This is a genomic window from Paraburkholderia sp. RAU2J (assembly GCF_003634845.1).
Classification (GTDB): Bacteria; Pseudomonadota; Gammaproteobacteria; order Burkholderiales; family Burkholderiaceae; genus Paraburkholderia; species Paraburkholderia fynbosensis.
On the sequence record NZ_RBXG01000002.1, the window covers coordinates 1,590,251 to 1,615,834 of the forward strand.

Sequence of the window (25,584 nt, forward strand, 5' to 3'; positions counted from 1 at the left end):
GAGCGAATCATGACGCCCGCACGCATTCTTGTAGTCGAAGACGACCGGGTGGTCGCGAGAGATATTGCCCAGCAGATGAGCCGCGCGGGCCATACCGTTGTCGGCATGACGGCGCGCGGCGAAGACGCACTTCCGTTGGCGGCCGATACCGCGCCGGATCTCGTTCTGATGGACGTGCGGCTGGAAGGCGAACTCGACGGCATCGACACCGCGCGGCTGCTTCGCGAGAATTTAAACTTGCCGGTCGTCTTCCTGACCGCCTATGCCGACGAAGAAACCGTCCGGCGCGCAACGGTAACGGAGCCTTTCGGCTACGTTCTCAAGCCTTTCGACGACACGCAATTGCGCACAGTCGTTGAAATGGCGCTCTACAAGCACGGCGCGGAACGCCGGCTGCGAGAGAGCGAACAACGCTATGCGGTCACGCTGTCGAGCATCGGCGATGCGGTAATCGCCACCGATCGAGACTCGCGCATTACCTTCATGAACCCGGTCGCGGAGATGCTGACGGGCTGGGCGCGGGGCGACGCGATGGGGCTGCCGCTCGCCGGCGTGTTTCGCGTGATCAACGAAACGACTCGTGAGCCGGCCAAAGACCCGGTGGCTGCCGTGCTGAGCGCCGGCACTCTTGTCGGGCTGGCGAACCACACGGTGCTCCTCGCGCGCGATGGGCGCGAGATCGCGATCGACGACAGCGGCTCGCCGATCGTCGACGAGCGTGGTGACATCCGCGGCGTGGTGCTGGTGTTTCGCGACGTCACGCAAAGACGTCAGGCTGAAGAAGCCGACATACTGCGCGAGACGAACGCCCGCCTCGAAATGGCGATGCACGGATCGAATGTGGGTGTGTGGGAAATCGACATGCCGGACGGCGATCACCGCCGAGGTTTCGCGCGCTTCTCGAACATTCTGGAGTGGCTCGGCCACACGGGTACGCAGGCCAGGCTGGATTACGACGCGTACATGAGCGTATTGCACCCCGAGGACCGCGCGAGCACCGAAGCAGCCATGCTCCGGTATCTCGGGAAGGATGTCGATGTATTCGAAGTGGAGCACCGTTTGCTGCATCGGGATGGCGGCGTGCGGTGGGTTCTGGTGCGCGGCATGGCGCGCTGGGATGCGAGTGGAAAACCGATTCGCTTTGTGGGCAGCCTCGTGGATATCACGGAGCTGAAACTCACGGAGCAGGCGCTTCGCTCCAGCGAAGCGCGCTTTCGAGGCACGTTTGAAAACGCCGCCGTCGGCATCGCGCACTGCGATCTCGACGGACGCTTTCTACGCGTCAATCAACACTTGTGCGAAATCGTGGGCTATCAGCGCGAGAGTCTGTTGCTCAGGCATTTCCAGCAGATCACCGATCCAGAATTCGCGGCGACGAACGAGGAAAAATGCCGTTTGCTGACCGAGGGTGAACTTTCGCACTATTCCGAGGAAATGCCGCTGGTCAAACTCGACGGATCACGGGTATGGGTGAGTGTATCGGTGGCACTGCAAGGCGACGCGAGCGGCCGGCCGGTCCATATGATTGCCATCCTTCAGGATATTTCAGTGCGCAAGGCACTCGAGGACGCCGTGCGCGTGGCGAAAGACGCCGCCGAAACGGCGAATCGCGCGAAGGATCAGTTCCTCGCCAACATCAGCCATGAACTGCGCACGCCGCTGAACGGCATTCTGGGTTACGCCCAGATCCTGCGCCGGGACGCGGCCATGACCGAGCGACAACTGTCGAGCCTGGGGGTCATCGAGCAAAGCGGTGAGCATCTGCTCAAGCTGATCGACGACATTCTGGATTTTGCGCGAATCGAGGCGGGCAAGCTCGAACTGAACGTGACGGACGTGTCGGTCGGGCCGTTTCTCCGCACTATCGCGGAGATGGTGGCCGTGCGCGCCGACCAGAAGCGTCTGGTCCTCAGTTTGGAGGTGCCGTCGAATCTGTCAAAGGTCATTCGTGTCGATGAGAAGCGTCTTCGCCAGGTGCTGCTGAATCTTCTCGCGAATGCGGTCAAGTTCACGGATCAGGGCGAGGTCGCGTTGATCGTTCGAACGATTTCAGAAGGGCGGTTGCGCTTCGAAGTGCGGGATACCGGAGTGGGTGTGAGCCCGGACAGGATCGAGGCCATCTTTCAGCCGTTCGAGCAGGCCGGCGATTTCACCCGGCGCAACGGCGGCATAGGTCTCGGGCTCGCGATCAGCCGTCAACTCTTGCGCATGATGGGCAGCGAAATCAATGTGCAGAGCACCGTCGGCGAGGGCAGCACGTTCTGGTTCGAGATCGATGCGCCGGCCTCCGTGGTGGCGCAGGGCACGGAGTGTTGTCCGACGATTCAGACTGCCGCCTGTGAAGGCGAGGTGCGCCACGCGCCCGGCATCGATGACGTTGCCGCGAACTTCGCGCCGGTCGTGCCGCCGCGCCATGAAATGACGACGCTGCACCAGTTGGCGCTGCTCGGTTCGATGCGCGACATCATCCGTCACGCCGATTATCTCGTCGGTCTCGATAGCCGCTACGAAGCCTTTGCGACGCAGTTGCGCCGTCTTGCGGCGGGCTACGAATCGCAGGCCCTGCTTTCCATGATCGAACAACATTTGGGTCAAGATTCGTGAGTACAACGGAACCGTTCGAAACCGGTGCGCCGATTGTTCTGGTGGTCGACGATACGCCGGTCAATCTCGGACTCGTGGTCGAATGCCTCGAAGGCAAGAATTTTCGGGTAGCCATTGCGCGTGACGGCGAGGAAGCGTTGCGTCGCGCGGAACTTGCCCAGCCCGATCTGATTCTGCTCGACGTCATGATGCCCGGACTCGACGGTTTCGAAACTTGCCGGCGATTGAAGGCAATGGAGAAGACCCGCGATATTCCGGTGATCTTCATGACGTCGTTGACGCGAACCGAGGAAAAGGTCACGGGCTTTCGCGCCGGCGCGGTCGATTACGTCACCAAGCCTTTGCAGATGGACGAAGTCGCCGCGCGCGTGAATACCCACCTGAAACTACGCGCGCTGCAGAAACTGCAGGAAGAGCAGAACATCCAGTTGCAGAAGGAAGTGAAGACACGCAGGCACGCCGAGGAAGCGCTGATCGAAATGATTCATGGCGTGCGCAATGTGTCGAATGCGATCGCTCACGATTTGCGCACGCCGCTTACCGAATTGCGGTCGCGGCTCGAGGCATTGGCGTTGACACTCAAACGACAAGGCGATGAGGCAATCCTGCCCGAGTTCGAGGTCGCGCTAACGGATGTGGATCGCGTGATCAGCATCTTCAATGCGCTGCTGCGTCTTGCCGAAATCGACGCCGGGGTGCGACGCTCGGGCTTTGTGTCATGTGATCTGGAAACGATCGTCTCGGACGCGGTCGAGTTTTATCAGCCGGTGGCCGAGTTGCATGGCGTGACGCTTTCACTCGTGGTGTCGGGTCAACTGGTGGCCGTGGCCGATCCGCTCTTGCTGGCGCAGGCCATCGGCAATCTGATCGACAATGCACTGAAGTTTGCGCGAGAAGGGGGAGAAACCAACGTGGTCGCGGCCCGCCGCGGCGACATGATTTCAATCTCGGTTGCAGACGACGGCCCAGGTATTCCAGACGAAGAAAAGCCTAAAGTAACGGAGCGGTTTTATCGCGGCGACGCAAGTCGAGGAACACCGGGCGTGGGCCTGGGACTCGCACTGGTCAAAGCGGTGGCGACGCTTCATCGCGGCTCGCTCGACTTCGCCGACAATCGGCCGGGACTCATCGCGACACTGAGTGTGAACGGTCTTCTTTAAGGACATTGCGCCTCGTGCGGCAGCCGCTGGCTGCAAGGCCGCAGCGCCGCACGACATCTTTCGCATCGAGTGCGCGGCCGGTTCATCCTGCCACTGCACTCGAATTCACATAATCACGTCAGTCCTGCAGAAAGGCCAGCAGGTCGGCGTTGACCTTGTCGGCTTCGGTCGTGCACATGCCGTGAGGCGCACCCGGATAGACCTTCAGCGTGGCGTTCTTCACGATTTTGGCCGACAGGCGCCCGGAGGCGTCGATTGGCACGATCTGGTCGTCGTCGCCGTGGAGAACCAGCGTCGGCACGTCGATTTTCTTCAGATCCTCGGTGTAGTCGACCTCCGAGAATTGTTTGATGCATTCGTACTGGCCCTTGACCGAACCGAGCATGCCCTCACGCCAGAACTCGTCGATCGTGCCCTGCTCGATCTTGGCGTTCGGGCGATTGAAGCCGAAGAACGGAACCGCGAGGTCCTTATAGAACTGCGACCGGTTGCCTGCGACGCTCTCGCGAATGCCGTCGAATACCGACATGGGCAAGCCGTTCGGATTGCTTTCCGTCTTGACCATGATCGGCGGCACGGCGCCGATCAGCACGACCTTCGAGACGCGCGAGGTGCCGTGACGGCCGATGTAATGCGCAATTTCGCCGCCGCCTGTGGAGTGCCCGACGAGCATCACGCCCTTCAGGTCGAGCGCGTTGATTACCGTGGCCAGATCGTCGGCGTAGGTGTCCATGTCGTTACCGTTGGACGGTTGGTCCGAGCGTCCGTGGCCGCGACGGTCGTGCGCAATGACCCGATAGCCTTTCTGCACGAGGAACAGCATCTGGGGATCCCATGCATCGGCGTCGAGCGGCCAGCCGTGCGAAAAGACCACCGGCTTGCCGCTGCCCCAGTCCTTGAAAAAAATGCGCGTGCCGTCCCTGGTCGTTACGGTGTTCATGTGACGCTCTCCATGTGAATGGGATGAGTTGCCGGTGTGCGTGGTGCCACTGGCAGATGCCGCGGCCATCGCGACGCCCGGCGCGGCCATCGCCGCGACCGCCGCGCCGGCTGCACCCGCGCCTGCAACGAGCAGTTGCCTGCGGTGCGCCGATGGGATTTCGGTTGGATTTGCCAAGTGTTTCTCCGGTCTTGCGATGTTGAGGGAAGTGTCGTCCTGACGATGCGTGCCATGCATCGCAGCTTCAATCGTACGGCGTCAATGCCTCTATTGAACTTCAGAATGCTTAAATCTTCTTAAGCCGAATTGAAGCTGGGACCGAAGAAAAAAAGCCGGGTGTTGGGAGCCTTCAAGATGAGTTCGGCTCAGCCCTCGTCGCGCACCAGGGGGCGTTTAGCGAGCGTTAATAAGGTTTCAACGGATTCGCGAAGCCAAGCCCAACGACGATATCCTTTCCATCCGCGACGCAACCGGTCGACCCGATAGCGATCGTACCGAGTCGCAGCAGACGCTTTCGGTGCTACACCGTGTTCGTGAATCGATAGCGAGGGATCGAACGAGGACGATCAACCAGATGAATGGTTTCCTGCTGGAGTTCGGTGTCAGCCTGCCGGTCGGCAAGACCGACGGTGCGCGACTTCCAGAACTCCTCAGCTTCCATTCCCTCCCGCCCCGGCTTGTCGCGATTCTCGAGCGGCTACACGAGCACTTCACGTATCTCCAGCAGCAGATCGTTGAGATCGATCGCGAGCTGGCAGCAACTCGCCGATAATACGGCACGCCGGCCTCAGCCGGGCGCCGCCCCCGTCAACTGCGAGTACACGTCGTGCGAAAGCTGCAGCAACTGCTTGCGATCGATCCCGCCCGACACCGCGTAGCCAAAATCGCCGTCGACCCAGTAAAACACGTTCACCGGCCCGGACTGATACAACTGGAACGCCGTAGTGTTCGAGTTCACCTTGCGATGCGAGATGCACAGCGTGACGCGCTCGCCATTCGGTCCGCGATACATGAATTGCGCGGTGGGCCCATCGGCGCCGGGCAACAGGCGGCCGCCCGACAGGTTGAAGCCGCTCTTCGACAGCACCGGCGGATGCACGTTGGTGCCGAGCCGCTCGGCGAGCCACTGCACGAAGTCCTGTTCGTGATCGGCGCTCATCTCTTTCGGCCGGTCGATCGCCGGCATGTAGACCACGTGCGCGAGCGCAGCTTGCCGCGCGAACATTTCGCTGCTGTCCGCGCTCACCGGACGCGTGTCCGGGCGGCCCATCGCCACCGGCCCGACGGCGTCCTGGCCCATGTGCGTGCCAAAGCCGATGCCGATGCCCAGCACCAGCGCCGCCGCCATGCCGGCGAACTGCGGCCAGTTGGCGGCAATGCGCGAGCGGCGCGGCGCGCTCGCTTGCAGGCGCTTCGGCACGGGCTCGCTGAGCACGCGGTCATAGCGCTCATGGAACATGTTGTTGAGCGAAAAATAATCGCTGACGCGTGCGGCCAGCTCGGGGTTCTGTTCGAGCGCGCGTTCCACCTCGGCACGGCGTTCGTCGGACAGCGTGCCGTCCACGTACGCGTGCAGGTCTTCTTCGCCGATCGGCATCTGTTGGTCGCTCATCGCACCACCTGTAATTTCGCACCGGGCTGCGCGCCCGCCATCAATGCCCGCAGCCGCTCGCGTCCGCGCGACAGCCGCGACATCACCGTGCCGATCGGGATGTTCAACGCGAGCGCCACGTCCGCATAGCTCATTTCCTCGAGACCGACCAGCAGCACGACTTCGCGCTGCTCCATCGGCAGACGCTGCAACGCGTAGTCGAGGTCGCGCATTTCCAGCGAACGGGCCTGCTCGGACGGCACCGCGAATTCGCTCTCGGCGACGCTGTCGTCATCGACGGCCACGTGAACGGCGCGCGCCGACGCCTTGCGCGCCTGATTGGCGAACACGTTGTGCATGATCGTGAAGAGCCACGCGCGCAGGTCGGTGCCGGGCTGAAACATGCCCGTGCGGCCGAGCGCGCGTTCGAGCGTGTCCTGCACGAGGTCGTCGGCGAGATCGCGGTTGTTGATCAGCGCTCGCGCATAGCGCCGCAAGCGCGGCACATGCTCCATCAACTCGTCACGCACATCCATTTTTGATCCCGATGGTGAGTCCGATGGTGAGTCCGATCGCGGGTCCGATGAAGGGGCGTCGATCGGGCGTAGGGCCGGCGGCTGTCGCGCGGACTGCCAGGCGCATTCCAATGGCAAACACGGGGGAGTGCATTCTATTCCCCTTCAGTGCGCGAGATTGTGGCGCGCTGCCGGCATCATCGCGCGGTCATCACGTCGGCGGCGCGCATCAGGCCGTGGGTGTGGGCGTCGCCGGCCACCACGAAGCGCTGGCGCTGCGCGGTCCAGCTCAACAGCCGGATCTCGCCGACGCGGCGCGCGGCCCACTGCGGCTGCGCCGGCGCGAGCAGCGCGAGCGTCGATATCACTACCACCGGCTGGTTGTCGCCGTTCAGATAGATGAACTCGCTGGCGCGCTGCAACGGGCCAAGCGACAGTACGCGTTGGCCGACCAGCCGCAGGCCGATCGCGCCGAGTTCGGGCGCGGCCGGGTTCGCGCGCGTCGGCGACGCCGCGGAAAACGGCGTCGCCGCCGTTTCGGCCAAAGCCATCACGGCGGCGTTGTTAAGCGCCTGGGCGGATACCTGGGTCGCAGCCAGCCAGCCGCTCGCGGCCGCCAGCGTCAGCGCGAGCGCCACCAATGCGCCGACCAGTTTGCGCCGGCGTCCCGCAGGCTTGACGCGCCCGAACGCGCGGTGCGTTCGGTCGGCAGGGCGCGTCACGAGTTCGTCGCCGGTGGGGAAGGTCTGCTGGATCTGCGCGTTCAGCCGGCCGTAAAACGCCACCCGCCGCGCTTCCACCGGGTCCTTGTCGAGATAGTCGCGCAGGGAGGCCGCGCGCTCAGGCGTCAGGGTGCCGTCGGCGTAGGCCTGGATGTCGGCTTCGGAAAGCGGCGAGTCGGGAGGGACGTCGGTGGAGGTCATGGTGTCGGTGGTGGTCGCAGTGCTGCTATCGAGGGCGAACACGGGCAGGCGAGGGTTTATTCCGCGCCACCAGGCCGTGGGTCATTTTTCGATGCCATGAAGCGCGCGATGAGCGAACGGTGCGGCGTCCTTTGCTTTCCTGCGGCCGTCGAATCGCGAGTAAGCGTGCGTGCAAACCCCGGTGAGCAGGCTTTTATTCCGCTTTCCAGATATGTTTTTCTCGTGCCGTCGACACAGGAATAAAAGCCGCCACGCCGTAGTTCTCCCTGATGCGAACCCGCACAACACTCATTGGAGTCCATCATGAAGAAGCTCGCATTTGCCGCCTTGTCCGTCGTCGTTCTCGCTGCTTCGTCGAGCGCTTTTGCGCAAGGCAAGACACGTGCCGAGGTGTATCAGGAATTGATCGAGGCGCAGCAGAACGGCCTCGACTACATCACCGATGCGTCGTACCCGGACGTCAATCCGATCTTTGCGCAACAGGTTCAGCAGCGCAAGGAAGCGCTCGCCGCGAAAGCGGCGGCGGCCAGCAGCGTGGCGAACGGTGGTGGCGCGTCGGCAGGCAGCGTCAATTGACGTAACGGCAGCCGGCGCGCGGCTGGAACGGGCGCGCCGGTGTCGAGCGGAATAGATCGCCGCCGTGCGTGTTAGCCGGTAGGTGCATCTATCCGACAAGGAGTCCTCGTGACACAACCTCCCGTTCCTCAATCCGGGCCTGGCTGCGTGCCATGCCGGCTCGCCGCGATCGGCGCGGTCGTGCTGGCGCTGGCCGGCGGCTTTGCCTACACGGCCGGCTGGCTCACACCGGCACGTTTGAGCGCATCGCGCTTCATCGATACGTTCGAAACAGTGGCCGGCCAGCCGCATCCGGGCTACCGGCGCAATCATGCGAAGGGCCTGTGCGTCGAAGGGTATTTCGACAGCAACGGCAACGGCGCGGCGCTGTCGCGCGCAGCCGTGTTTGCACCGGGGCGCACGCCGGTCACGGGACGCTTCGCGGTGCCAGGCGGCAACCCGTCCGCGCCGGACATCAGTTCGCCCGTGCGCAGCCTCGCGTTGGAGTTCCAGTTGGCGAATGGCGAGCAATGGCGCACCGGCATGAATTCGACGCCCGTTTTTGCGGTGCACACGCCCGCGCAGTTCTATCAGCAGCTGCTCGCCGCGCGGCCCGACTCGGCGACCGGCAAAGCGGACCCGGCGAAACTCAAGGCGTTCTACGCGGCCAATCCCGAGACTGCGCCGTTCCAGAACTGGGTGAAGGCGCATCCGCCTTCGTCGAGTCTCGCGAATGCCGCGTACTATGGCATCAACGCATTCCGTTTCACCGACGGTTCCAACACGACGCGCGCCGTGCGCTGGGCCATGGTGCCCGAGACGCCGTACGCGCCGATCACCGATGCGCAAAAGGCCGCGAAGAATTTCCTCCAGGCCGATCTCGGTGATCGTCTTGAGAAGGGGCCGCTGCGCTGGCATCTGATCCTGACGGTCGCGCAACCGGGCGACCCCACCGACGACGCCACGCTGCAATGGCCCAACGATCGGCAGCAGGTCGATGCAGGCACGCTGGTGCTCGAGCGCGCCAGCTCGCAGGAAGACGGCGCGTGCCGCGACATCAACTTCGATCCGACCATCCTGCCGGCGGGCATCGCGCCATCGGACGATCCGTTGCTCGCCGCGCGTTCGGCGGCGTATGCGCTGTCGTATCAGCGACGCACGCGCGAAGAGACGCTGCACCCCGCCGTTCATCAAACACAGACCCACGGAGACCGCTCATGAGCCCGACGCCTACCCATTTCAGTCCGCTCGCACGGCTGCTGCATTGGACGATGGCGCCGTTGATCGTCGCAATGCTGTTCATCGGCGTGGGGATGGTGGCGAGCGTTTCGCGCGCCCACAACACGCTGATCGCCATCCACAAGCCGCTCGGCATTGCGTTGCTGCTGCTGGTGGTGCTGCGCGTGGGCGTGCGTCTCACTCGTGGCAGCCCGCCGCTGCCCGCCGACATGGCGACGCCGCAGCGCATCGCGGCCAAGGCCTCGCATCTCGTGCTGTATGTGCTGATGGCGGTGATGCCGTTGATCGGCTGGGCGATGCTGTCCGCGGCGGGGTATCCGGTCACGCTATACGGACCGCTGCATTTGCCGCCGATCGCGCCGCATAACGTCGAGTTGTTCGCGGTGCTGCGTGCGTTGCACACGTGGCTGGCGTTCGCGCTGTTTGCGACTGTGTTGCTGCATCTGGCCGCTGCGCTGTTTCATGGGTTGATCCGGCGGGATGGGGTGTTTTCGAGTATGGCGCGCGGGGGGCGGTAGTGGTTTGTGGCTGGGGCCTGCTGATGTGAGGGGGCCGCCGGAAGATGGCTGGTGATACTGGGCGCGCCGCGCATGGTGCTTTGATATGCGGCCTTCGCTACGCGTAGCGGGTGGCTCGCCGGGCGATTCCGGCGTGCCCCGGGCCACGGCGTGACGCTCCGAACCTCGGCGGTTCCGAGCCGGAAGCCGGAGTCTGAACGCCCACTGGTCCGAAGCCGTGAGCTGTGGGCCGCGAGCCCGAAGCCCGAAGCCCGAAGCCCGAAGCCCGAAGCCCGAAGCCCGAAGCCCGAAGCCCGAAGCCCGAAGCCCGAAGCCCGAAGCCCGAGGCCCGAGGCCCCAAGCCCCAAGCCCCAAGCCCCAAGCCCCAAGCCCCAAGCCCCAAGCCCCAAGCCCCAAGCCCCAAGCCCCAAGCCCCAAGCCCCAACTCCGCCCCCCACAGCCAATCCCCTCCAACGCGTAAAATGGCCGGCTATCACAGGCAATCGCAGCCGCGCGGAACATCGCCGACACCCGCATCGACGCACGCTCCGGCGAGCCTCACGATCCACGCGCGATTGCCTCGGCCGGCTTGAATAGGAATGGACGCTGATGTCGTCAGTTTTCTTTGATCGGGAACGGATTGCGGAATGGCTCGGTGATCGGACCGTGGCCAAAGCGCGCTCGGTGGGCGCGGTCACCCATGTGCAGTGGCAGGGCGCCACGCTCAGCGGCGACGTCCAGGGCACGCAGCCGCGGCCGTACAGAACGCGAGTGCGATTCCGCACCGACGGCGGTTCGCCGTGGGCGCAAAGCGACTGCACCTGCCCGGTCGGCCGCGACTGCAAGCACGTCGCCGCGCTGCTGCTCGCCGAACTCGAGTATCACGACGAGATGGACCACATCATCGACATCGAGCCGAACGAAGGGGCGGACGACAGCGAGCCGCCACGCAGCCAGCCGCCGGAACCCCTCGGGAACCTCGCCCGGCCGGCCGGCGTGCGCCCCGAACTGGTGAGCTGGCTGGAGCGTTTTCGCGCCCGCGCCGAGGCCGCCGACGCGATCACGCAAAAAACCGGCGCCGAGCGCACCCAGACGCTTGCGTACCGGCTGAACTGGTCGAACTTTCATATGCGCCACGAGGTCGTGCTGTACCGCGCGCGCTGCAATCCGGACGGCATGGTCGTCGAAGTCGACGAACCCTGGGACAACGTGGAAGCCGCGCTCCTCAAACAACCGAAATTCGTCTCCGACGAAGACCTGTCGATCCTGCGCGGTCTCTGGCTCGGCCGCTCGCGCGAGGACTTCGGCCAATTCATCCTGCGCGGCACCAACGGCGCGGAGATGCTGCAGAAGCTGATCGCGACGGGACGCCTGTTCTTCGACTTCAAAGCCGCGCCGGGCGGCGCCGGACCGGTGCCGCTGTCGCGCGCCGCCGACCGCCCTGGCCGGATCGAATGGGAGCCGCTCGCCGACCAGCGGCTGCGGCCCGTGCTGTGCACCGAACCGCGCGCGTCGATGGTCCTGCCGACCGAGCCGGTCTGGTACGTGGACGGCGTCGCGAACGAAGCGGGCATCGTGCAGTCGTCGCTGCCGTTCCAACAGTTGCCCGATTACCTCGCGATGCCGCCGATCTCGCTGGCCGAAGCGCCGCTCGTCGCATCGGTGCTGCGCGAGATCGCGCCCGGCTTGCCGCTGCCGCCCACCCATGACGCGTCCGCGATCCGCGTGATCGACGTCGAGCCGGTGCCGGTGCTCACGCTCAACAGCCACGCGCTGCCGTCCGCGAGAAAGGCCGAGCAGCGCAACCCGCAGGCGGTCGAACTGGCCGGCGTGAGCTTCGACTACGACGGCGTGAGCATCAACGTCGACAGCAGCGTCACGCTGGTGCCGATGCCGGGCGGCGACGTGATCCATATCCGCCGGCGCTACGAGGCCGAGAAGAAGCGTCTGCTCGAACTGCGCAAGACCGGCCTGCAGAAAGTCCCGACCAGCCGGGTCTACACGTCGCGGCTGTTGCCCGACACGATGCTCGGCCTGCCCGACGCCGACGCGTGGTCCGCGTTCGTCAACGATGCCGTGCCGGAACTCGTGCGGCAAGGCTGGCGCGTGACGATGGCGCCGGCGTTCCGCTACAACGTGATCGAGATCGATGCGATCGACGGCACCGCACATCAGGCCGGCGACGGCTGGTTCGATCTGGAGATGGGCATCCGCATCGGCGAGCGCAACGTGCGGCTCGAACCGCTGCTCGCCGATCTGTTCCGGCGCGACCGGCGCTGGTTGAACGGTGGGCTCGACAGCATCGCCGACCATGAGCCGATCGAACTGAAGACGGAGGAAAACAAGCGGCTGCGCCTGCGTGCCGATCGTCTGAAGCCGGTGGTGCGGGTGCTCGTCGATCTGTTCGACTCGCTCGGCGGCACGCTCGCCGAAGGCGCGCCGCTGCGCGTGCCGTCGGTCGACGCCGGCCGGCTGGAGGCGTTGAACGACACCGGCCGCTGGCAATTCCGCGGCGACGTTTCGATCCGTCAGCTCGCGCGGCGTCTGCAAGCGGGCCCGGGCCTGCGCGAAGTGCCGGTGCCGCGCGGTCTGAAGGCGGAGCTGCGCGCTTATCAGCAGCAAGGCCTCAACTGGATGCAGTTTCTGCGCGAACAGGATCTCGCCGGCGTGCTCGCCGACGACATGGGGCTCGGCAAGACTGTGCAGACGCTCGCGCACATCCTCGCCGAGAAGGAAGCGGGACGTCTGAGCCGCCCCGCGCTGATCGTCGTGCCGACCACGCTCGTGCACAACTGGCGCGAGGAGGCGCGGCGCTTCGCTCCGGAGTTGAAGGTGCTGGTGCTCAATGGCCCGCAGCGCAAGGAGCGCTTCGAGCAGATCGGCGAACACGAATTGATCCTGACCACCTACGCGCTGCTATGGCGCGATCAGAAGGTGCTCGCCGAGCATGAGTATCACCAGCTGATTCTCGACGAGGCGCAATACGTGAAGAACGCGACCACCAAGGCCGCGCAGGCGATCCGTGGTTTGCGCGCACGACATCGGCTGTGCCTGACGGGCACGCCGCTGGAGAATCATCTCGGCGAGTTGTGGTCGCAGTTCGATTTTTTGCTGCCGGGTTTCCTCGGCACTCAAAAAGACTTCACGCGGCGCTGGCGCAATCCGATCGAGAAGAACGGCGACAATGTGCGCCGCGCGCTGCTGGCGCGCCGCATCCGGCCGTTCATGCTGCGCCGTCGCAAGGACGAGGTCGCGAAGGAGTTGCCGGCGAAGACCACCATCGTGTGTTCGGTCGATCTGGAGGGCGCGCAGCGCGATCTCTATGAAACGGTGCGCACGGCGATGCAGGAGAAGGTGCGCGCCGCGGTCAGCGCTCAGGGGCTCGCGCGCAGTCACATCATCGTGCTGGATGCGTTGCTGAAGCTGCGCCAGGTCTGTTGCGATCCGCGGCTTGTCAGGATGTTGAAGGCAAACGGCGCGGCGGCGCAGGCGGACGATGAGGCGGCTGGAAATTCCGCCAGGCCGGGCAGGGAAAAAATCGAGAAAGTTGAAAAGGGCGCACGCGCGATGCGTTCGGCCAAGCTCGATCTGCTGCTGTCGATGCTGCCCGAGTTGATCGAGGAAGGCCGTCGCGTGCTGCTGTTTTCGCAGTTCACCGGCATGTTGTCGCTGATCGCCGAAGCGCTCGACGAAGCCGCGATTCCCTATGTGATCCTGACCGGCGACACGGCCGATCGCATCACACCCGTCGAACGGTTCCAGCAGGGTGAGGTGCCGCTGTTCCTGATCAGCCTCAAGGCGGGCGGCGTCGGCCTGAACCTCACTGCCGCCGACACGGTGATCCACTACGACCCGTGGTGGAATCCGGCCGCCGAAAACCAGGCGACCGACCGCGCGCACCGGTTGGGGCAGGACAAGCCGGTGTTCGTCTACAAGCTGATTGCCGCGGGCAGCATTGAGGAAAAGATCGTCGAGTTGCAGGAGCAGAAGGCGGGACTTGCCGACAGCATCCTCTCTGAAGACGCGGCGGGTGCCGCCAAGTTTTCGGATGACGATCTCGACGCGCTGTTCGCGCCGATGCCGGAGATTGAAGGCGGGAGGTGACCCTCGTTGGGCGTGTGGGTGCGCTGTGGCCGCACTGTCGCGGGATACATCTCAAAGCCGGCAAGTGAGGGCTGTAGTTCGGCGGGCGTAGTCTGTTTTGAGTGGCGTCGGCCTCTGTCAGGTGACGCCGCTTTTTTTGCGCACCCAGGCCACTTCAACCTCAACGCCGGGTTTTATTGGGCCGCACTGCTATCTCAATAAAACTGGGCGTAGTCGCCATAGTCGCCAAATGCGATCTTTTTTGAGATAAAACTCCCTAGCTGACAACCATGGCCGGATACCCGCAATCAATCCGTTCCCGCTTGCCTTTTGTCGCAAGTTGACAATGTTTAAACGATTTATTTTGAGATCATTCTTATACTCACTCGAAAATTGTTAAATCGGTGAGCGGCGAGTACGGAGCAATCTGAAATGAGGCAGACCGCTCCAATCGGCGCGCGAGCGAGACCAGCCGATGTGAGCGCCGATTGGCCCCGGACGAGATCCACAGTCGGCGGGGCCGCAGAGACTTCAAGAAAACCTGTAAAAGCGGCACTCAATCGGAAACCGCGACGGATAGCGGCTGAGCTGCGTCCGAAAAAAGCATGGCGGTTTTCGATTATGATGATCTGCTCTGAATAATCTGTGGGATAAAGTCGGTCGCTATAAGCGTTGTGTCGGAACCGGCCGAGGCAATGCTGAAAACGGGCGCGAGGAAGAACCGCCAGTCGAAAAGCTGGAGCCAGAGATTGAATGGGAAGCCGGATCGCCGGTGCGAGCACCGCCATCCCGGTCGTCTGCTGGCTAGCTGGCCACCGGTTACGAAGAACGATTTCGCGTTGCGGGGTTTTATGAGAATTGCAGTTCTGGATGACGATTCGGCTCAGGCCGATCTGGTTTGCCAAACGCTGTCGGCGGCGGGCCATATCTGTCACGCATACAGCGCGGGGCGGGAACTGGTGCGGCAGTTGCGGCGCCAGACTTTCGATCTGCTCGTGCTCGACTGGAACGTCCCTGACATGTCGGGAGAAGAGGTGCTGCACTGGGTGCGCGAAAGCCTCTCCGAGCGCTTGCCGATTTTGTTCATGACCAGCCGTGGCCGCGAAACCGATATCACGTCGATCCTCAACACGGGCGCCGACGACTATCTCGTCAAGCCGGTATCGGCCGCCGTATTGCTGGCGCGGGTCGGCTCGCTGCTGCGGCGTGTCTACTACCTGAAGCCGGCGGCGACGAAAGAAGTATTCGGCGAATTCGAATTCGATCTGGCTGCCAAGCACGTGACGGTGCGGGGCACGCCGGTCGCCGTCACGCAGAAGGAATTTGAACTGGCGCTGCTGCTGTTCCAGCATCTGAGCCGGCCGCTGTCGCGCGCTCACATCCTCGACGTGATCTGGAAGCAGGCCACCGACATCCCTTCGCGCACGATGGACACCCACGTGTCGATGCTGCGCAGCAAGCTCGGGTTGCGGCCGGAGAGCGGCTATCGTCTCACGCCGATCTACGGTTATGGCTACCGGCTCGAACGGATCGAGACCAACGAGCCGCCGGCCGCCGCGGACGAAACGCCGGAAGCGGGGCAGGCGTGACGTTTTCCCTGACTACGACGGTACGCTGCAGCGTACCCGTGCCGGGCCGTCGTGCCGCCGGCTGGCTGTTGATGGCCGGCCTGATTGCAATGAGCTGGTGCGGGTCTGCATCGGCCGGGCCGGCGGGACCCCGCGCGCTCAATCCGCGCGCCAAGGCCACGGCGCCGGCTTATGTCCGGTACACGACGCGCGAAGGCGACTCGCTGTACGACATCGCCAACCGTTATCTGGACCGCACCGCCGACTGGGCGACCCTGAGCCGTCTGAATCACGTGCCCGCGCCACGCCGCATGCCGGCCGGCATCGTATTGCGCCTGCCCGCCGACCGCCTGAAGCAGGATTGGGAGACGGCTCACGTGGTGGCGACCAGCGGTCCGGCCGAGCGCGCCTTCGGCAAGAATCCCTATGCGCCGCTCAGACCGGACGCGACGCTGGTCGAAGGCGACCGCATCCGTACCGGGCCGAACGGCTTCGTCACGCTGGAGTTGCCGGACGGGTCGTTCGTCACGGTCGCACAGGATGGCGAACTCGACATCGGCAAGCTGCGGCGCACCACGCTCACCGGCGCGGGCGACCGCGTCTTCGATCTGCATCACGGCGAGGTCGAGAGCCAGGTCACGCATGCGACGAAGCCGGACGACCGCTTCCAGATCCGTTCGCCGTCGGTGGTGGCGGGCGTGCGCGGGACACGTTTCAAGGTGACCTACAGCGGCGACGCGCAGACCACCATGGTGACGGTGTTCGACGGCGCAGTCGGCGTCGATCTGGCCGCGCAGAACGGCCGGGACGCCGCACCGCCGCCCGGCGCGGCACTGCAGGCGTCCGAGCAGCTCGTGAAGGCGCACTTCGGTAACGTCACGCGTTCGGGCAGCGCGGTCGGTGGTCCGGTCGAACTGCTGCCGGCGCCGGCGCTAGTCCAGCCGGCCAGGGTGCAGGACGGCCAGACGGTCGCGTTCGATCTCGTTCCGGCCGACCACGCCGTCGGCTACCGCGTGCAGATCGCGCGCGACGCCGATCAGCTCGACCTGATCCGCGATCTGCGCGTGAGCGCGCCGCATGCGGACTTCGGCGATCTGCCGGACGGCACGTACTTCGTGCGGATCGCCGCGACCGCCGCCAACGGGCTCGACGGTCTGCCGCAGGTGTACGCGTTCGAGCGGCGTCAGGTGGGGCTCGAGGCGTCGGCCGGGCCGCGTGCCAACAGTCACGACTACGAGTTCCGCTGGTTCGTCAGCCGGGCGCGCGTCGACACGCGTTTTCGCTTCGTGCTAGGCAAGACGCCCGATCTGCGTCAGCCGGTGGTCGACCGTACCGATCTGTCGGGCGGCCAATTCGTCGTCAGCGATCTGCCGGCCGGCGTCTATTACTGGACGATCATCGCCGAGCAGTTCCAGAACGGCCGCCTTTACGAAACGGGCAGCGCGGTGCGCTCGTTTACGATCGCGCGCTGACGCTGATAGATTGGCGAGGCCGGCCCGCGAGCCGGCCCAGTCCCTGGCTCCTCACCCGCACTCATTTGCCGACCACTCCTACGCGCCTGAGCCTCGTCGACCCGCGTGCCCGTCTCGGCAGGCGCGCCGGCCTGCGCTTCCTGATCGAATGGGTGAGCGTCGGTTGCCTCGGCATTCTGGTGATTCTGCTTGCTTCGCTCGGCCGGCTGAGCGCGAGCGTCGATCTGCTGGTCTACGACTACTTTCTCAGTGCGCGCGCGCAGCCTTCGCTGGCCGACATCGTCGTGGTCGAAATCGACAACGCGAGCATCGCGCAACTCGGCCGCTGGCCGTGGCCGCGCAGCGTCCATGCGGCGCTGCTCGAACAGATCGCCAGGGCGAAACCCGCCGCCGTGGTCTACGACGTGCTGTTCACCGAGGCCAATCCTGAAGACGCCCAGTTGGCCCACGCGGTCGCGCTGAGTCCGACCTACCTGCCGGTGCTGCTCACCGCGCCCGACGCCTCGGGGCGCCGCATGGCGGTCGAGCCCGTCGCGCCGCTCGCGCAGGCGGCGGCCGGCCTTGGCCACATCAATTTCGAAGTGGACCGCGACGGCATCGTGCGCAGCGTCGCGCAGTTCGAGGGGGACGCCGGCTCGCGCTGGCCGCAACTGATGGTCGCGCTCGCCGATGCGGTCGGGCGAGACACCGTGCACCTGAGTGGGCGGTCGCCACGGCAAGCGCCGGTCAGTGCGGCCGCGAACCTGGCTGCCCGCGATGACGGCGGCGAAGACCGCTTCCTGATCCCGTTCGGCCCGAACGCGCAGAGCTACACGAGGCTGAGCTTCGCGAGTGTGCTCGCCGGCAAGGTACCGGCCGACCAGTTGCGCGGACGCATCGTGGTGATCGGCGTGACCGCGTCCGGTCTGTACGACCGTTTTGCTACGCCGGTGTCCGGTGAGCTGGGACCGTTGCCCGGTGTGTACATCCACGCGAACGTGCTCGACACATTGCTCACCGGCCGCGAGATCCAGCCGGCCGGGCGCTGGATCGTGTTCGCGGTGTCGCTGCTGCCGCTCGCGGTGCTGCTGGCCGGCTTTCTGGTGCTGTCGCCGCGTCGTTCATTGCTATTGACGGTCGGCCTCGTGCTGCTCTCGGCGGCCGCCAGCGCCGGGTGGCTGTACGGCGCGCGGTTCTGGATGTCGCCGGCGCCGGCCATGATCGGCCTGGTGGTCGTGTATCCGATCTGGAACTGGCGGCGACTTGAAATGACGATGGCCTATCTGCGCGAAGAACTGCAGCGCCTCGCCGACGAGCCTCATCTCTTGCCGCAAACGCCGCAACGCGGCCGCGAGTTCAGCGGCGACGTGCTGGAGCAGCACATGGCGCTGATGGCGCAGGCCGCGCAGCGGGTGCAGGACATGAAGCGCTTCGTCTGGGACAGCCTCAACAGCATGCCCGAGCCGATCCTGGTCAGCGACGTGCACGGCGTCGTGCTGATCGCGAACCATGCGGCCAAGGCGCATTTCGCGCGGCTCGGCGCGCCGCTGCCCGAAGGTCGGCACATGCAGGCGGTGCTGGACGGCCTGACGCTCGTCAAGACGATCGACGGCGACGCAAGCTCGGACGCCGAGCACAATCAGTACGCGCATGCGCACTGGCCGGCGCTGCTCGATCCCGCGCGCGGCGAATTCGCCGCGCTGATGGAGCACGGCGTCGAGGTGCGCGACGCCAACGGGCGCGACCATCTGCTACGCTACGCGACCTGCACCAACGCGCAAGGCGAGCCGACCGGCTGGATCGCGGGTCTCGTCGACGTGTCGGCGCTGCATGCTGCCGAGCGTCAGCGCGAAGACGCGTTGCGGCTGCTGTCGCACGACATGCGCTCGCCGCAGGCGTCGATTCTGGCGCTGGTCGAGATCGAGCGCGCCCGTACGGAGCCCACGCTTGCGCGCGAATTGTTGGGGCGCATCGAGCGCTATGCGCAACGCGCGCTCACGCTCGCCGACGACTTCGTGCAACTGGCGCGCGCCGAATCGCAAGCCTATGTGCTCGAACCGGTGAGCCTGACCGAGCTGATCATCGACGCGAGCGACGAAGTCTGGCCGCAGGCGCACGCGAAGCGCATCACGCTGCAGACGGACACCGGCTGCGGCCACGAGGACGACGGCCACTGGATCTGCGTCGACCGGTCGCTGATGACGCGCGCGCTCGTCAACATCCTGAACAACGCGGTCAAGTACAGTCCGCCGGATACGCGCATCGTGTGCAGCGTCGGGAGCGAAACGCCGGCGATCGTGCCGGGCGCGGCGCGGCGCGTGTCGTGCACGATCCGCGATCAGGGCTACGGCATTCCGAAGGAGCAGCAGGCGGGGCTGTTCGAGCGCTTTCGCCGCTTTCACGCGAGCGAGCGGCCCGAGGTGGGCGGCGCGGGGCTCGGCATGGCCTTCGTGAAGACCGTCGTGACGCGCCATGGCGGCGACGTCGACGTGATCAGCGCGCCGGGCGAAGGTACGGCTTTTACGATCTGGCTGCCGGCGCTCGACGACGCGCAGCTCGACGCACCCGTCACGTCACGTTCATGACGGACCAACACGCAACGTTCGGAAAGAGAAGATGGACACAACCACTCTGATGTGTGCCGCGCTGGCCGCGGCGAGCCTCTGCGGTTGCGCGGGGCTGAATGCAGACGTGCACAGCGCGAATCCGGCGGCGTGGCTGCCGGGCGAGCCGACTTATACGATCACGCGCATGCCGTCGCAGGATGCCAGCGCCGATCATCCGCAATTCGAGGCGCTGCTGCGCGACGAACTGGCCAAACGCGGCTTCGCCACCGCGACGGGCAACGCCGCGCATTATCTGCTGTCGATTGCGTACGACACGCGGCCGGCCACGGTCGGTGTCGGCGGCAAGGATTGCGCGCCGAGCGACTGCGCCAAAGCCGACGCGCCGTTCGCACTGTTCGGCGGCACCGCTTACCGGCATTCGCTGACGCTGCGCTTTTTCGAGCGCACGAGCGGCGAAGAGCGCTACAAGGTTCGCGCGGTGATCGCCGATCGCGATGCGGACCCGCTGCACGCCATGCCGGTGCTCGTGAAAAGCGCGCTGGCGAAGTTTCCGTTCGATGCGTCCGACTGGCGTGTCAAGCTGCGGCAGGACAAGGCGCGCGGCGTGCCGGACGTGATTTCGGTGAAGCCGCTGGCGCAGTAACGGGCGCGTTATTGCGGCGGCGCGTCGGCTTCCGGCCAGCGGTTGTCGAACACGCAATCGGCGAGCGGCAGGCGCCTCGCCCAGCGCTCCGTTTCCAGCATCGGCTCGCTGTAGAACTGGTCGACATGACCGAGGCACAGTATCGCAACCGGCCGCGCGCCCTCGGGCATGTGCAGCAGCGTGCGAACCGCGTCGACGTCGAACAGCGACACCCAGCCCATGCCGAGCCCTTCGGCGCGCGCGGCGAGCCACATGTTCTGGATCGCGCACGCCACCGATGCCAGATCCATCTCCGGTAACGTGCGGCGCCCGAAGATATGGCGTTCGCGCCCGTCCATCAGCGCGACCACCAGCAGTTCGCCGCACTCCAGCATGCCTTCCACTTTCAGCTTCATGAACTCTTCGCGGCGCTTGCCGAGCGCGTCGGCGGTGGCGAGCCGTTCGCTTTCGACCGTCGCGTGCAAGGCGGTGCGCAGCGCGGAATCGGTGATCCGCATGATTCGCCACGGCTGCATGAAGCCGACGCTCGGCGCGTGATGCGCCGCGTCGAGCAGACGCGCGAGCACGGCGGGATCGACCGGATCGCGCACGAAGTGGCGCATGTCGCGGCGTTCGTAAATCGCGCGATAGACGGCTTCGCGCTCGGAGTCGCTAAAAGGCTTCGCCATGGAACAGGGCGGCCGTGAAGGCCGGGTTGGAGGGCCAGTAAGCGTGCATGTAGGTCGCCACGATCGAGCCCGCGCGATAGATAGCCTCGCCGGAGCCGTCGCCGTTCGGCGGGGTGGCCGAGCGCAGTGGCGTGAGCGGGCTGCTCAGCTTCGAGTAATGAAACGTGTGGCCGGTCAGCGGCCCATGCAGGCCGTCGATCTGCTGCATGCCGAGCGCGGTGAAGCGGGTTTGCATCGTCGCATGGCCGGGCAGCAGGCCGAGCATCGGCGTGGTGACGCCGTGCGTGTCGGTCAGCCGCTCGAGCAGGTAGAGCATGCCGCCGCATTCGGCCACCAGCGGTTTGCCCGCCGCCGCGTGCGCGCGGATCGACGCGGCGCTGCGTGTGCTGGCGGCGAGCGTCGCGGCGTGCAGTTCCGGGTAACCGCCGGGCAGATAGAGCGCGTGGGCGTTGTCGGGCAAGACCTCGTCGGCGAGCGGCGAGAAGTAGTCGAGCCGCGCGCCGAGCGCTTCCAGCAGCGCGACGTTGGCCGGATAGATGAACGAGAACGCGGCGTCGCGGGCAATCGCGATGCGCTTGCCGTCGAGCAGACGCGGCAACGCTTGCGGCACCGGCGCGCCGAACTCGACCGGCGGCGGCAAGGCGGTGAGCGCGGTCTGGGCGAGCGTGTCGGCGGCGTAGTTCAGACGCGCGTCCAGATCGTCGATCTCGGCGGCCTGGTGCAGGCCGAGGTGGCGGTCGGGTAATGCGATTTCATCGCTGGCTGCGATATGTCCGCACCAGCGCAGCCCGGCGGGCAATGCCTCTTCGAGCATCTGCGCGTGCCGCGCCGAACCGACGCGATTCGCGAGCACGCCATGAAACGGCACCTGCGGGCGAAAGTGCGCGAGGCCGAAGGCGACCGCGCCGAAGGTCTGCGCCATCGCCTTCGCGGAAATCACCGCGAGCACCGGCACGCCGAAGACCGTTGCGAGATCGGCGCTGCTCGGCGTGCCGTCGAACAGACCCATCACGCCCTCGATCAGGATCAGATCGGCTTCGGCCGCCGCCTGCGCGAGCAGATTGCGGCACGCGGCTTCGCCAACCATCCACAGATCGAGCGACAGAACCGGTGCGCCGCTCGCGCGCGCGAGGATCATCGGATCGAGAAAGTCCGGGCCGGTTTTGAAGACGCGTACGCGCCGTCCCAAGCGTTGGTGGTAGCGCGCGAGACCGGCAGTGATCGTGGTTTTGCCCTGGCCCGAAGCGGGGGCGCTGATGAAGAGTGCGGGGCAGGCGCGCGACGAACTCTCCTTCGGGCGCGCTCCGGAGTAAGTCTCCTGAGCGGAGGCCCCGGTAGACGTTCCTTGGGAGGGCGCCCCGCGCGAAGCGCAGGCATCGCCCTGTTGGGCCGCTCCTGATGACGTGCCGTCGGGCCGCTCGGACATCGCTCAGAACTCCACGCCGCGCTGCGCTTTCACGCCTTGCTCGCGATACGGATGCTTGACGACGCGCATTTCGGTGACGAGGTCGGCGGCCTCGATCAGCGCGTCCGGTGCGTGGCGGCCGGTGACCACCACGTGCAGCATCGCGGGGCGCGCATTCAGCACCGACAGTACTTCGTCGAGCGGCAGGTACTCGTACTTCAGCACAGTGTTCAGCTCGTCGAGGATCACCATCTGGTAGTCGCCGCTTTCGATCATCCGGCGCGCTTCGTCCCAGCCCTTGCGGGCGGTGGCAATGTCGGCGTCGCGGTTCTGCGTGTTCCAGGTGTAGCCGTCGCCCATCGTGACGAAATCGCAGTTCGCGATCGCGCCGAGGAAGTCGCGCTCCGACGTATGTAGCGCACCTTTGATGAACTGTACGACGCCGAGGCGCATACCGTGTCCGAGCACCCGCACGGCCATGCCGAACGCGGCGGTCGTCTTGCCTTTGCCGGTGCCGGTGTTGACGATCAACAGGCCTTTTTCGACGGTCGCATTGGCCTGCTTCTTCTCGTGGCCTTCGCGTCGGCGCTCGGTCATGCGTTGATGCGATTCGGGGTCGGTCTTCATCGAAGGTCCTGTCGGTGTGGGGCGTGGTCGGGTGGTTCGACGCTGGCGTCGGTCGCGGCCGTGGCGATTGCCACTGTGACGTCAGCGTGGTGCGTTTTGGAGACGAGGAGGCGGGCGGTGGGAGCAGTCGGTGCAATTGGGACGGCACGTGCGGCGGACGTAGCAAGAGCGGCAGGCGGTATTGCGCCCACGTCGGATGCGGTGTGCGCCACGCGTGCGCCACGCACAGTCGCCGCTACAAGCGCGGCAGGCTCACACGACGCCGCTAGCAGCGCGCACGGTTCGCAGACGCCGTCCACGCCGAGATGCTCGCGCACGGCGTCCGACGGTGTCGCAACTGTGATTGCCGCGATCTGCTCACGGCTGAAGAGTAGCAACGGCAGCGCGTGACGCGCACAGAATTCGAGCAGACCCGGCTCGTCAGCTTTGGTGTCGACTGAAGCGATCGCACGAATCCGATCGATTGCATGTGGGCCGAGCGCGGCGCGCACGGCCGCTTCGATCTGCGCGGGCGAGGTGTTCAGACGGCAACCAATGCCGACGCTCAGCGTTTTCATTGGGGGTCCGTTCCGGGAGTCGAGGCCGCGGCGGTAGCGGCGCCAGCAACAGAATCGCCCTGAGCGTCGCAGCCGCCCCTGCGAGCAGCCGCCGCCGCATGAGCCATGTCCGTCTCCGCCATACGAGCCAGCGCCAGCGACGCCACCCCGCCAATCACCACGATTGCTGGCGAGCCAAGCCCCGCATGCGCGACAGCATCGACGAATTCGCCGAGCCGCGCCAGCACGTGACGCTGTTCGAGACGCGTAGCCGACTCGATCGCCGCGCACGGCGTGTCGGCGCGCATGCCGGCCGCGAGCAGCGCGGCGGCGATCTCGTTCAGGCGCCGCATGCCCATATAAATCACCAGCGTCATCCGTGTAGCGACGAGGGCGGCCCAATCCGGCTCGCCGCTGCCCGCGCCGTGTCCCGTGACGAACGCGACGCCCTGTGCGTAATCGCGATGTGTGACCGGGATGCCGATTGCCGCGGGCGCGGCAATCCCCGCCGTGATGCCGTTGATCACTTCGACCTCAATGCCCGCCTCATGCAGCGCCTGCTGTTCCTCGCCGCCGCGGCCGAACACGAACGGATCGCCGCCTTTGAGCCGCGCCACGCTGCGTCCGGCCCGCGCGTGCCCGAGCATCTGCGCGACGATGCCGGCTTGCGGCGTGGACGGATGCCCGCCGCGTTTGCCCACGTACACGACCAGCGCGTCATGGCGTGCGAATTGCAGCACGTCGGGATTGACCAGGTCGTCGACCAGCACCACGTCGGCTTGCGCCAGCGCGCGGGTGGCCTTCAGCGTCATCAGTTCGACGTCGCCGGGGCCCGCGCCGATCAGCCACGCGCGGCTCATCGCGGCGGGCATGGCGCGCGCCATGTCGTAACCGGCGGGAAGGGGGGGAGCCGGCAGCGGCGTCCCATGGCGGAGATTGAAATCATGCGGTGCGACAGATTCGGGCTCGGCGAAAACGCGGCCGGTTCTTGGCGAATCCCGCGAGAGTACGGCTCATGCGGAATACGCGAACGGACGCGTCACGTCGTGTTTCAGCGCCTTCACATCCGTCCCTCGCGGATTCCGGCGGCTGGCGGCGTGACGTGCGCCGCCTCCGCGTCTGGCCGGTATCCGGGCTGACGGCCTCATGCGCTTTGCCTTCCCGTGCCGGATTCGCCGGACAGTGGCATCGAAAAAACGCATGCGCGGCAGGGCTGATCGAACAGCGCGCCGCAGGTCGCTTACCGTTGCGGGGTAATTTGCATACTGCGCATGGGTGACATATAACAACGTATATCCTTTTAAATCAAAGGGTTATCGGCGTATAGCACCGCAATGCAACGTATGGCAACGCCCCGCGACTTCCGCACGGTTTCCCCATGGGGCTCCCGGAAAGCGACCAGAAGGAACAGCATTATGCAACGCATCGTCATCACACGAGAACTGCTTGACTCGATCCGCCTACCAGGCGAGTGTCGGGCGATCCAGAAAACGCTGACAGTAAGGTAATCGCACATGACCGATTCCAGCAAGCCTTCGCAATCCACCTCGCGCCCGCCCGTTGATGCCCTTCAATACGAAAAGCTCGCGCTCGCGGCTTTCCGTCTGTGCGACCAGCAGAGAGAAAAACTCTACAAGCTGGTTACGCTTGCGGCGTCCGTATGCCGGAGCCCCGCGGTAACGAACGAAGAAAGGGCGCAGCAGCGGACGTTGCTACAACTGCTGGTTGATCCGGGCGAGGCGTATCAGCGGAGCAACGAGTGCGATAGTGAACTGTTCCAGACTCATCGCGCTAGACGCCAAGGGCGTCGCGCACAGCCGCATCACGGCCCGTGATGCGGCTAACCTGCTGTCCGATGCTGTACGAAGCGCTTCAGATAGCGATGCGGCGGATAGCCCTGTCGGCGTCGTGCCGCGCCGACCGGCCCGAACGAAAGCAGGTTCAAAATCCGCCACCGCGCCGCGCTGACCACAGGCAACACCGGTCGCACCGCTGAAGAAGGCGCGATTTTC

19 protein-coding genes, 2 pseudogenes and 1 riboswitch are annotated in these 25,584 nt (G+C 65.5%); of the genes and pseudogenes, 12 read left to right on the plus strand and 9 right to left on the minus strand.

Translation table 11 applies throughout. The features are described 5' to 3' along the window. Positions 1-9 precede the first annotated feature (9 nt). The gene (locus B0G69_RS24640; protein ID WP_121321875.1) at positions 10-2,604 is read left to right on the plus strand and encodes a PAS domain S-box protein; all 2,595 of its coding nucleotides are present in this window, start codon (positions 10-12) and stop codon (positions 2,602-2,604) included. Beyond that, complete coding sequence (locus tag B0G69_RS24645; RefSeq protein ID WP_121321877.1) at positions 2,601-3,764, plus strand: hybrid sensor histidine kinase/response regulator; 1,164 nt, start codon at positions 2,601-2,603, stop codon at positions 3,762-3,764. The genes B0G69_RS24640 and B0G69_RS24645 overlap by 4 nt, the downstream gene beginning before the upstream one ends. Before the next feature lie 118 nt (positions 3,765-3,882). On the opposite strand, the gene B0G69_RS24650 is transcribed toward B0G69_RS24645, so the two are convergent. Beyond that, positions 3,883-4,704, minus strand: coding sequence for an alpha/beta hydrolase (locus B0G69_RS24650; protein WP_121323859.1), 822 nt, complete (start codon positions 4,702-4,704; stop codon positions 3,883-3,885). A gap of 484 nt (positions 4,705-5,188) precedes the next feature. Between B0G69_RS24650 and B0G69_RS24655 the strand changes: the two are divergent. Next, positions 5,189-5,477: pseudogene (locus B0G69_RS24655) on the plus strand (IS110 family transposase); the annotation flags it as partial. A gap of 14 nt (positions 5,478-5,491) precedes the next feature. Here the strand turns inward: B0G69_RS24655 and B0G69_RS24660 are convergent. The 3 genes from B0G69_RS24660 to B0G69_RS24670 form a co-directional block, all read right to left on the minus strand. After that, positions 5,492-6,316: an anti-sigma factor gene (locus tag B0G69_RS24660; protein WP_121321879.1), complete on the minus strand. Its 825-nt coding sequence runs from the start codon at positions 6,314-6,316 to the stop codon at positions 5,492-5,494. Beyond that, on the minus strand, positions 6,313-6,831 hold the full coding sequence (locus tag B0G69_RS24665; protein ID WP_121321881.1) for a sigma-70 family RNA polymerase sigma factor: 519 nt from the start codon (positions 6,829-6,831) through the stop codon (positions 6,313-6,315). Before B0G69_RS24665 ends, B0G69_RS24660 begins: the two co-directional genes overlap by 4 nt. A 176-nt stretch (positions 6,832-7,007) precedes the next feature. Next, on the minus strand, positions 7,008-7,733 hold the full coding sequence (locus tag B0G69_RS24670) for a transcriptional regulator (RefSeq protein ID WP_121323860.1): 726 nt from the start codon (positions 7,731-7,733) through the stop codon (positions 7,008-7,010). A gap of 303 nt (positions 7,734-8,036) precedes the next feature. Here B0G69_RS24670 and B0G69_RS24675 point away from each other — a divergent pair, with 303 nt between their 5' ends. The 8 genes from B0G69_RS24675 to B0G69_RS24715 all read left to right on the plus strand — a co-directional run bounded on the left by B0G69_RS24675 (position 8,037) and on the right by B0G69_RS24715 (position 20,336). Next, positions 8,037-8,309, plus strand: a complete 273-nt coding sequence (locus B0G69_RS24675) for a DUF4148 domain-containing protein (protein WP_121321883.1) — start codon at positions 8,037-8,039, stop codon at positions 8,307-8,309. Positions 8,310-8,417: 108 nt separating this feature from the next. After that, on the plus strand, positions 8,418-9,509 hold the full coding sequence (locus B0G69_RS24680; protein WP_121321885.1) for a catalase family peroxidase: 1,092 nt from the start codon (positions 8,418-8,420) through the stop codon (positions 9,507-9,509). Further along, complete coding sequence (locus B0G69_RS24685) at positions 9,506-10,045, plus strand: cytochrome b (protein ID WP_121321887.1); 540 nt, start codon at positions 9,506-9,508, stop codon at positions 10,043-10,045. Before B0G69_RS24680 ends, B0G69_RS24685 begins: the two co-directional genes overlap by 4 nt. A gap of 588 nt (positions 10,046-10,633) precedes the next feature. Next, on the plus strand, positions 10,634-14,128 hold the full coding sequence (locus B0G69_RS24695) for a DEAD/DEAH box helicase (RefSeq protein ID WP_121321891.1): 3,495 nt from the start codon (positions 10,634-10,636) through the stop codon (positions 14,126-14,128). Positions 14,129-14,958: 830 nt separating this feature from the next. Next, a complete protein-coding gene (locus tag B0G69_RS24700) occupies positions 14,959-15,696 on the plus strand; it encodes a response regulator transcription factor (protein WP_121321893.1) in 738 nt (245 codons plus the stop codon). An 89-nt stretch (positions 15,697-15,785) separates the two neighbouring features. Beyond that, the gene (locus tag B0G69_RS24705) at positions 15,786-17,147 is read left to right on the plus strand and encodes a FecR domain-containing protein (RefSeq protein ID WP_241991548.1); all 1,362 of its coding nucleotides are present in this window, start codon (positions 15,786-15,788) and stop codon (positions 17,145-17,147) included. 65 nt (positions 17,148-17,212) lie between these two features. After that, positions 17,213-19,711: a CHASE2 domain-containing protein gene (locus B0G69_RS24710; RefSeq protein WP_121321895.1), complete on the plus strand. Its 2,499-nt coding sequence runs from the start codon at positions 17,213-17,215 to the stop codon at positions 19,709-19,711. A 31-nt stretch (positions 19,712-19,742) separates the two neighbouring features. Continuing rightward, on the plus strand, positions 19,743-20,336 hold the full coding sequence (locus B0G69_RS24715) for a DUF4136 domain-containing protein (RefSeq protein WP_121321897.1): 594 nt from the start codon (positions 19,743-19,745) through the stop codon (positions 20,334-20,336). An 8-nt stretch (positions 20,337-20,344) separates the two neighbouring features. Here the strand turns inward: B0G69_RS24715 and bluB are convergent, their stop codons facing one another. Genes bluB through cobA form a run of 5 tightly spaced genes read right to left on the minus strand, consistent with a single transcriptional unit; the run spans position 20,345 to position 24,432 of the window. Then, positions 20,345-21,004: a 5,6-dimethylbenzimidazole synthase gene (gene bluB / locus B0G69_RS24720; RefSeq protein ID WP_121321899.1), complete on the minus strand. Its 660-nt coding sequence runs from the start codon at positions 21,002-21,004 to the stop codon at positions 20,345-20,347. Continuing rightward, positions 20,988-22,430: a cobyrinate a,c-diamide synthase gene (locus B0G69_RS24725; protein WP_121321901.1), complete on the minus strand. Its 1,443-nt coding sequence runs from the start codon at positions 22,428-22,430 to the stop codon at positions 20,988-20,990. The genes bluB and B0G69_RS24725 overlap by 17 nt, the downstream gene beginning before the upstream one ends. Positions 22,431-22,433: 3 nt before the next feature. Continuing rightward, positions 22,434-23,036 carry a cob(I)yrinic acid a,c-diamide adenosyltransferase gene (gene cobO, locus B0G69_RS24730; RefSeq protein WP_121321903.1) on the minus strand — a complete coding sequence of 201 codons (603 nt, stop codon included), beginning with the start codon at positions 23,034-23,036 and terminating at the stop codon, positions 22,434-22,436. Continuing rightward, positions 23,033-23,593 carry a cobalamin biosynthesis protein gene (locus B0G69_RS24735; protein ID WP_121321905.1) on the minus strand — a complete coding sequence of 187 codons (561 nt, stop codon included), beginning with the start codon at positions 23,591-23,593 and terminating at the stop codon, positions 23,033-23,035. The genes cobO and B0G69_RS24735 overlap by 4 nt, the downstream gene beginning before the upstream one ends. Next, entirely contained in the window at positions 23,590-24,432 is an 843-nt protein-coding gene (cobA, locus tag B0G69_RS24740; protein ID WP_241991549.1) for a uroporphyrinogen-III C-methyltransferase, read from the minus strand. Before cobA ends, B0G69_RS24735 begins: the two co-directional genes overlap by 4 nt. Before the next feature lie 243 nt (positions 24,433-24,675). Further along, positions 24,676-24,921: riboswitch (cobalamin riboswitch) on the minus strand. 165 nt (positions 24,922-25,086) lie between these two features. On the opposite strand from cobA, the pseudogene B0G69_RS24745 reads away from it, so the two are divergent. Continuing rightward, positions 25,087-25,540, plus strand: a pseudogene (locus B0G69_RS24745) (hypothetical protein). Positions 25,541-25,584: the final 44 nt, after the last annotated feature.

Coding starts and splice junctions, on each gene's coding strand:
- B0G69_RS24715 (WP_121321897.1), top strand. CDS start 19,743: ATGGACACAACCACTCTGATGTGTGCCGCGCTGGCCGCGGCGAGCCTC.
- cobO (WP_121321903.1), bottom strand. CDS start 23,036: ATGAAGACCGACCCCGAATCGCATCAACGCATGACCGAGCGCCGACGC.
- B0G69_RS24675 (WP_121321883.1), top strand. CDS start 8,037: ATGAAGAAGCTCGCATTTGCCGCCTTGTCCGTCGTCGTTCTCGCTGCT.
- B0G69_RS24685 (WP_121321887.1), top strand. CDS start 9,506: ATGAGCCCGACGCCTACCCATTTCAGTCCGCTCGCACGGCTGCTGCAT.
- B0G69_RS24670 (WP_121323860.1), bottom strand. CDS start 7,733: ATGACCTCCACCGACGTCCCTCCCGACTCGCCGCTTTCCGAAGCCGAC.
- B0G69_RS24650 (WP_121323859.1), bottom strand. CDS start 4,704: ATGAACACCGTAACGACCAGGGACGGCACGCGCATTTTTTTCAAGGAC.
- B0G69_RS24705 (WP_241991548.1), top strand. CDS start 15,786: ATGAGCTGGTGCGGGTCTGCATCGGCCGGGCCGGCGGGACCCCGCGCG.
- B0G69_RS24665 (WP_121321881.1), bottom strand. CDS start 6,831: ATGGATGTGCGTGACGAGTTGATGGAGCATGTGCCGCGCTTGCGGCGC.
- bluB (WP_121321899.1), bottom strand. CDS start 21,004: ATGGCGAAGCCTTTTAGCGACTCCGAGCGCGAAGCCGTCTATCGCGCG.
- B0G69_RS24660 (WP_121321879.1), bottom strand. CDS start 6,316: ATGAGCGACCAACAGATGCCGATCGGCGAAGAAGACCTGCACGCGTAC.
- cobA (WP_241991549.1), bottom strand. CDS start 24,432: ATGAGCCGCGCGTGGCTGATCGGCGCGGGCCCCGGCGACGTCGAACTG.
- B0G69_RS24735 (WP_121321905.1), bottom strand. CDS start 23,593: ATGAAAACGCTGAGCGTCGGCATTGGTTGCCGTCTGAACACCTCGCCC.
- B0G69_RS24640 (WP_121321875.1), top strand. CDS start 10: ATGACGCCCGCACGCATTCTTGTAGTCGAAGACGACCGGGTGGTCGCG.
- B0G69_RS24725 (WP_121321901.1), bottom strand. CDS start 22,430: ATGTCCGAGCGGCCCGACGGCACGTCATCAGGAGCGGCCCAACAGGGC.
- B0G69_RS24700 (WP_121321893.1), top strand. CDS start 14,959: ATGAGAATTGCAGTTCTGGATGACGATTCGGCTCAGGCCGATCTGGTT.
- B0G69_RS24695 (WP_121321891.1), top strand. CDS start 10,634: ATGTCGTCAGTTTTCTTTGATCGGGAACGGATTGCGGAATGGCTCGGT.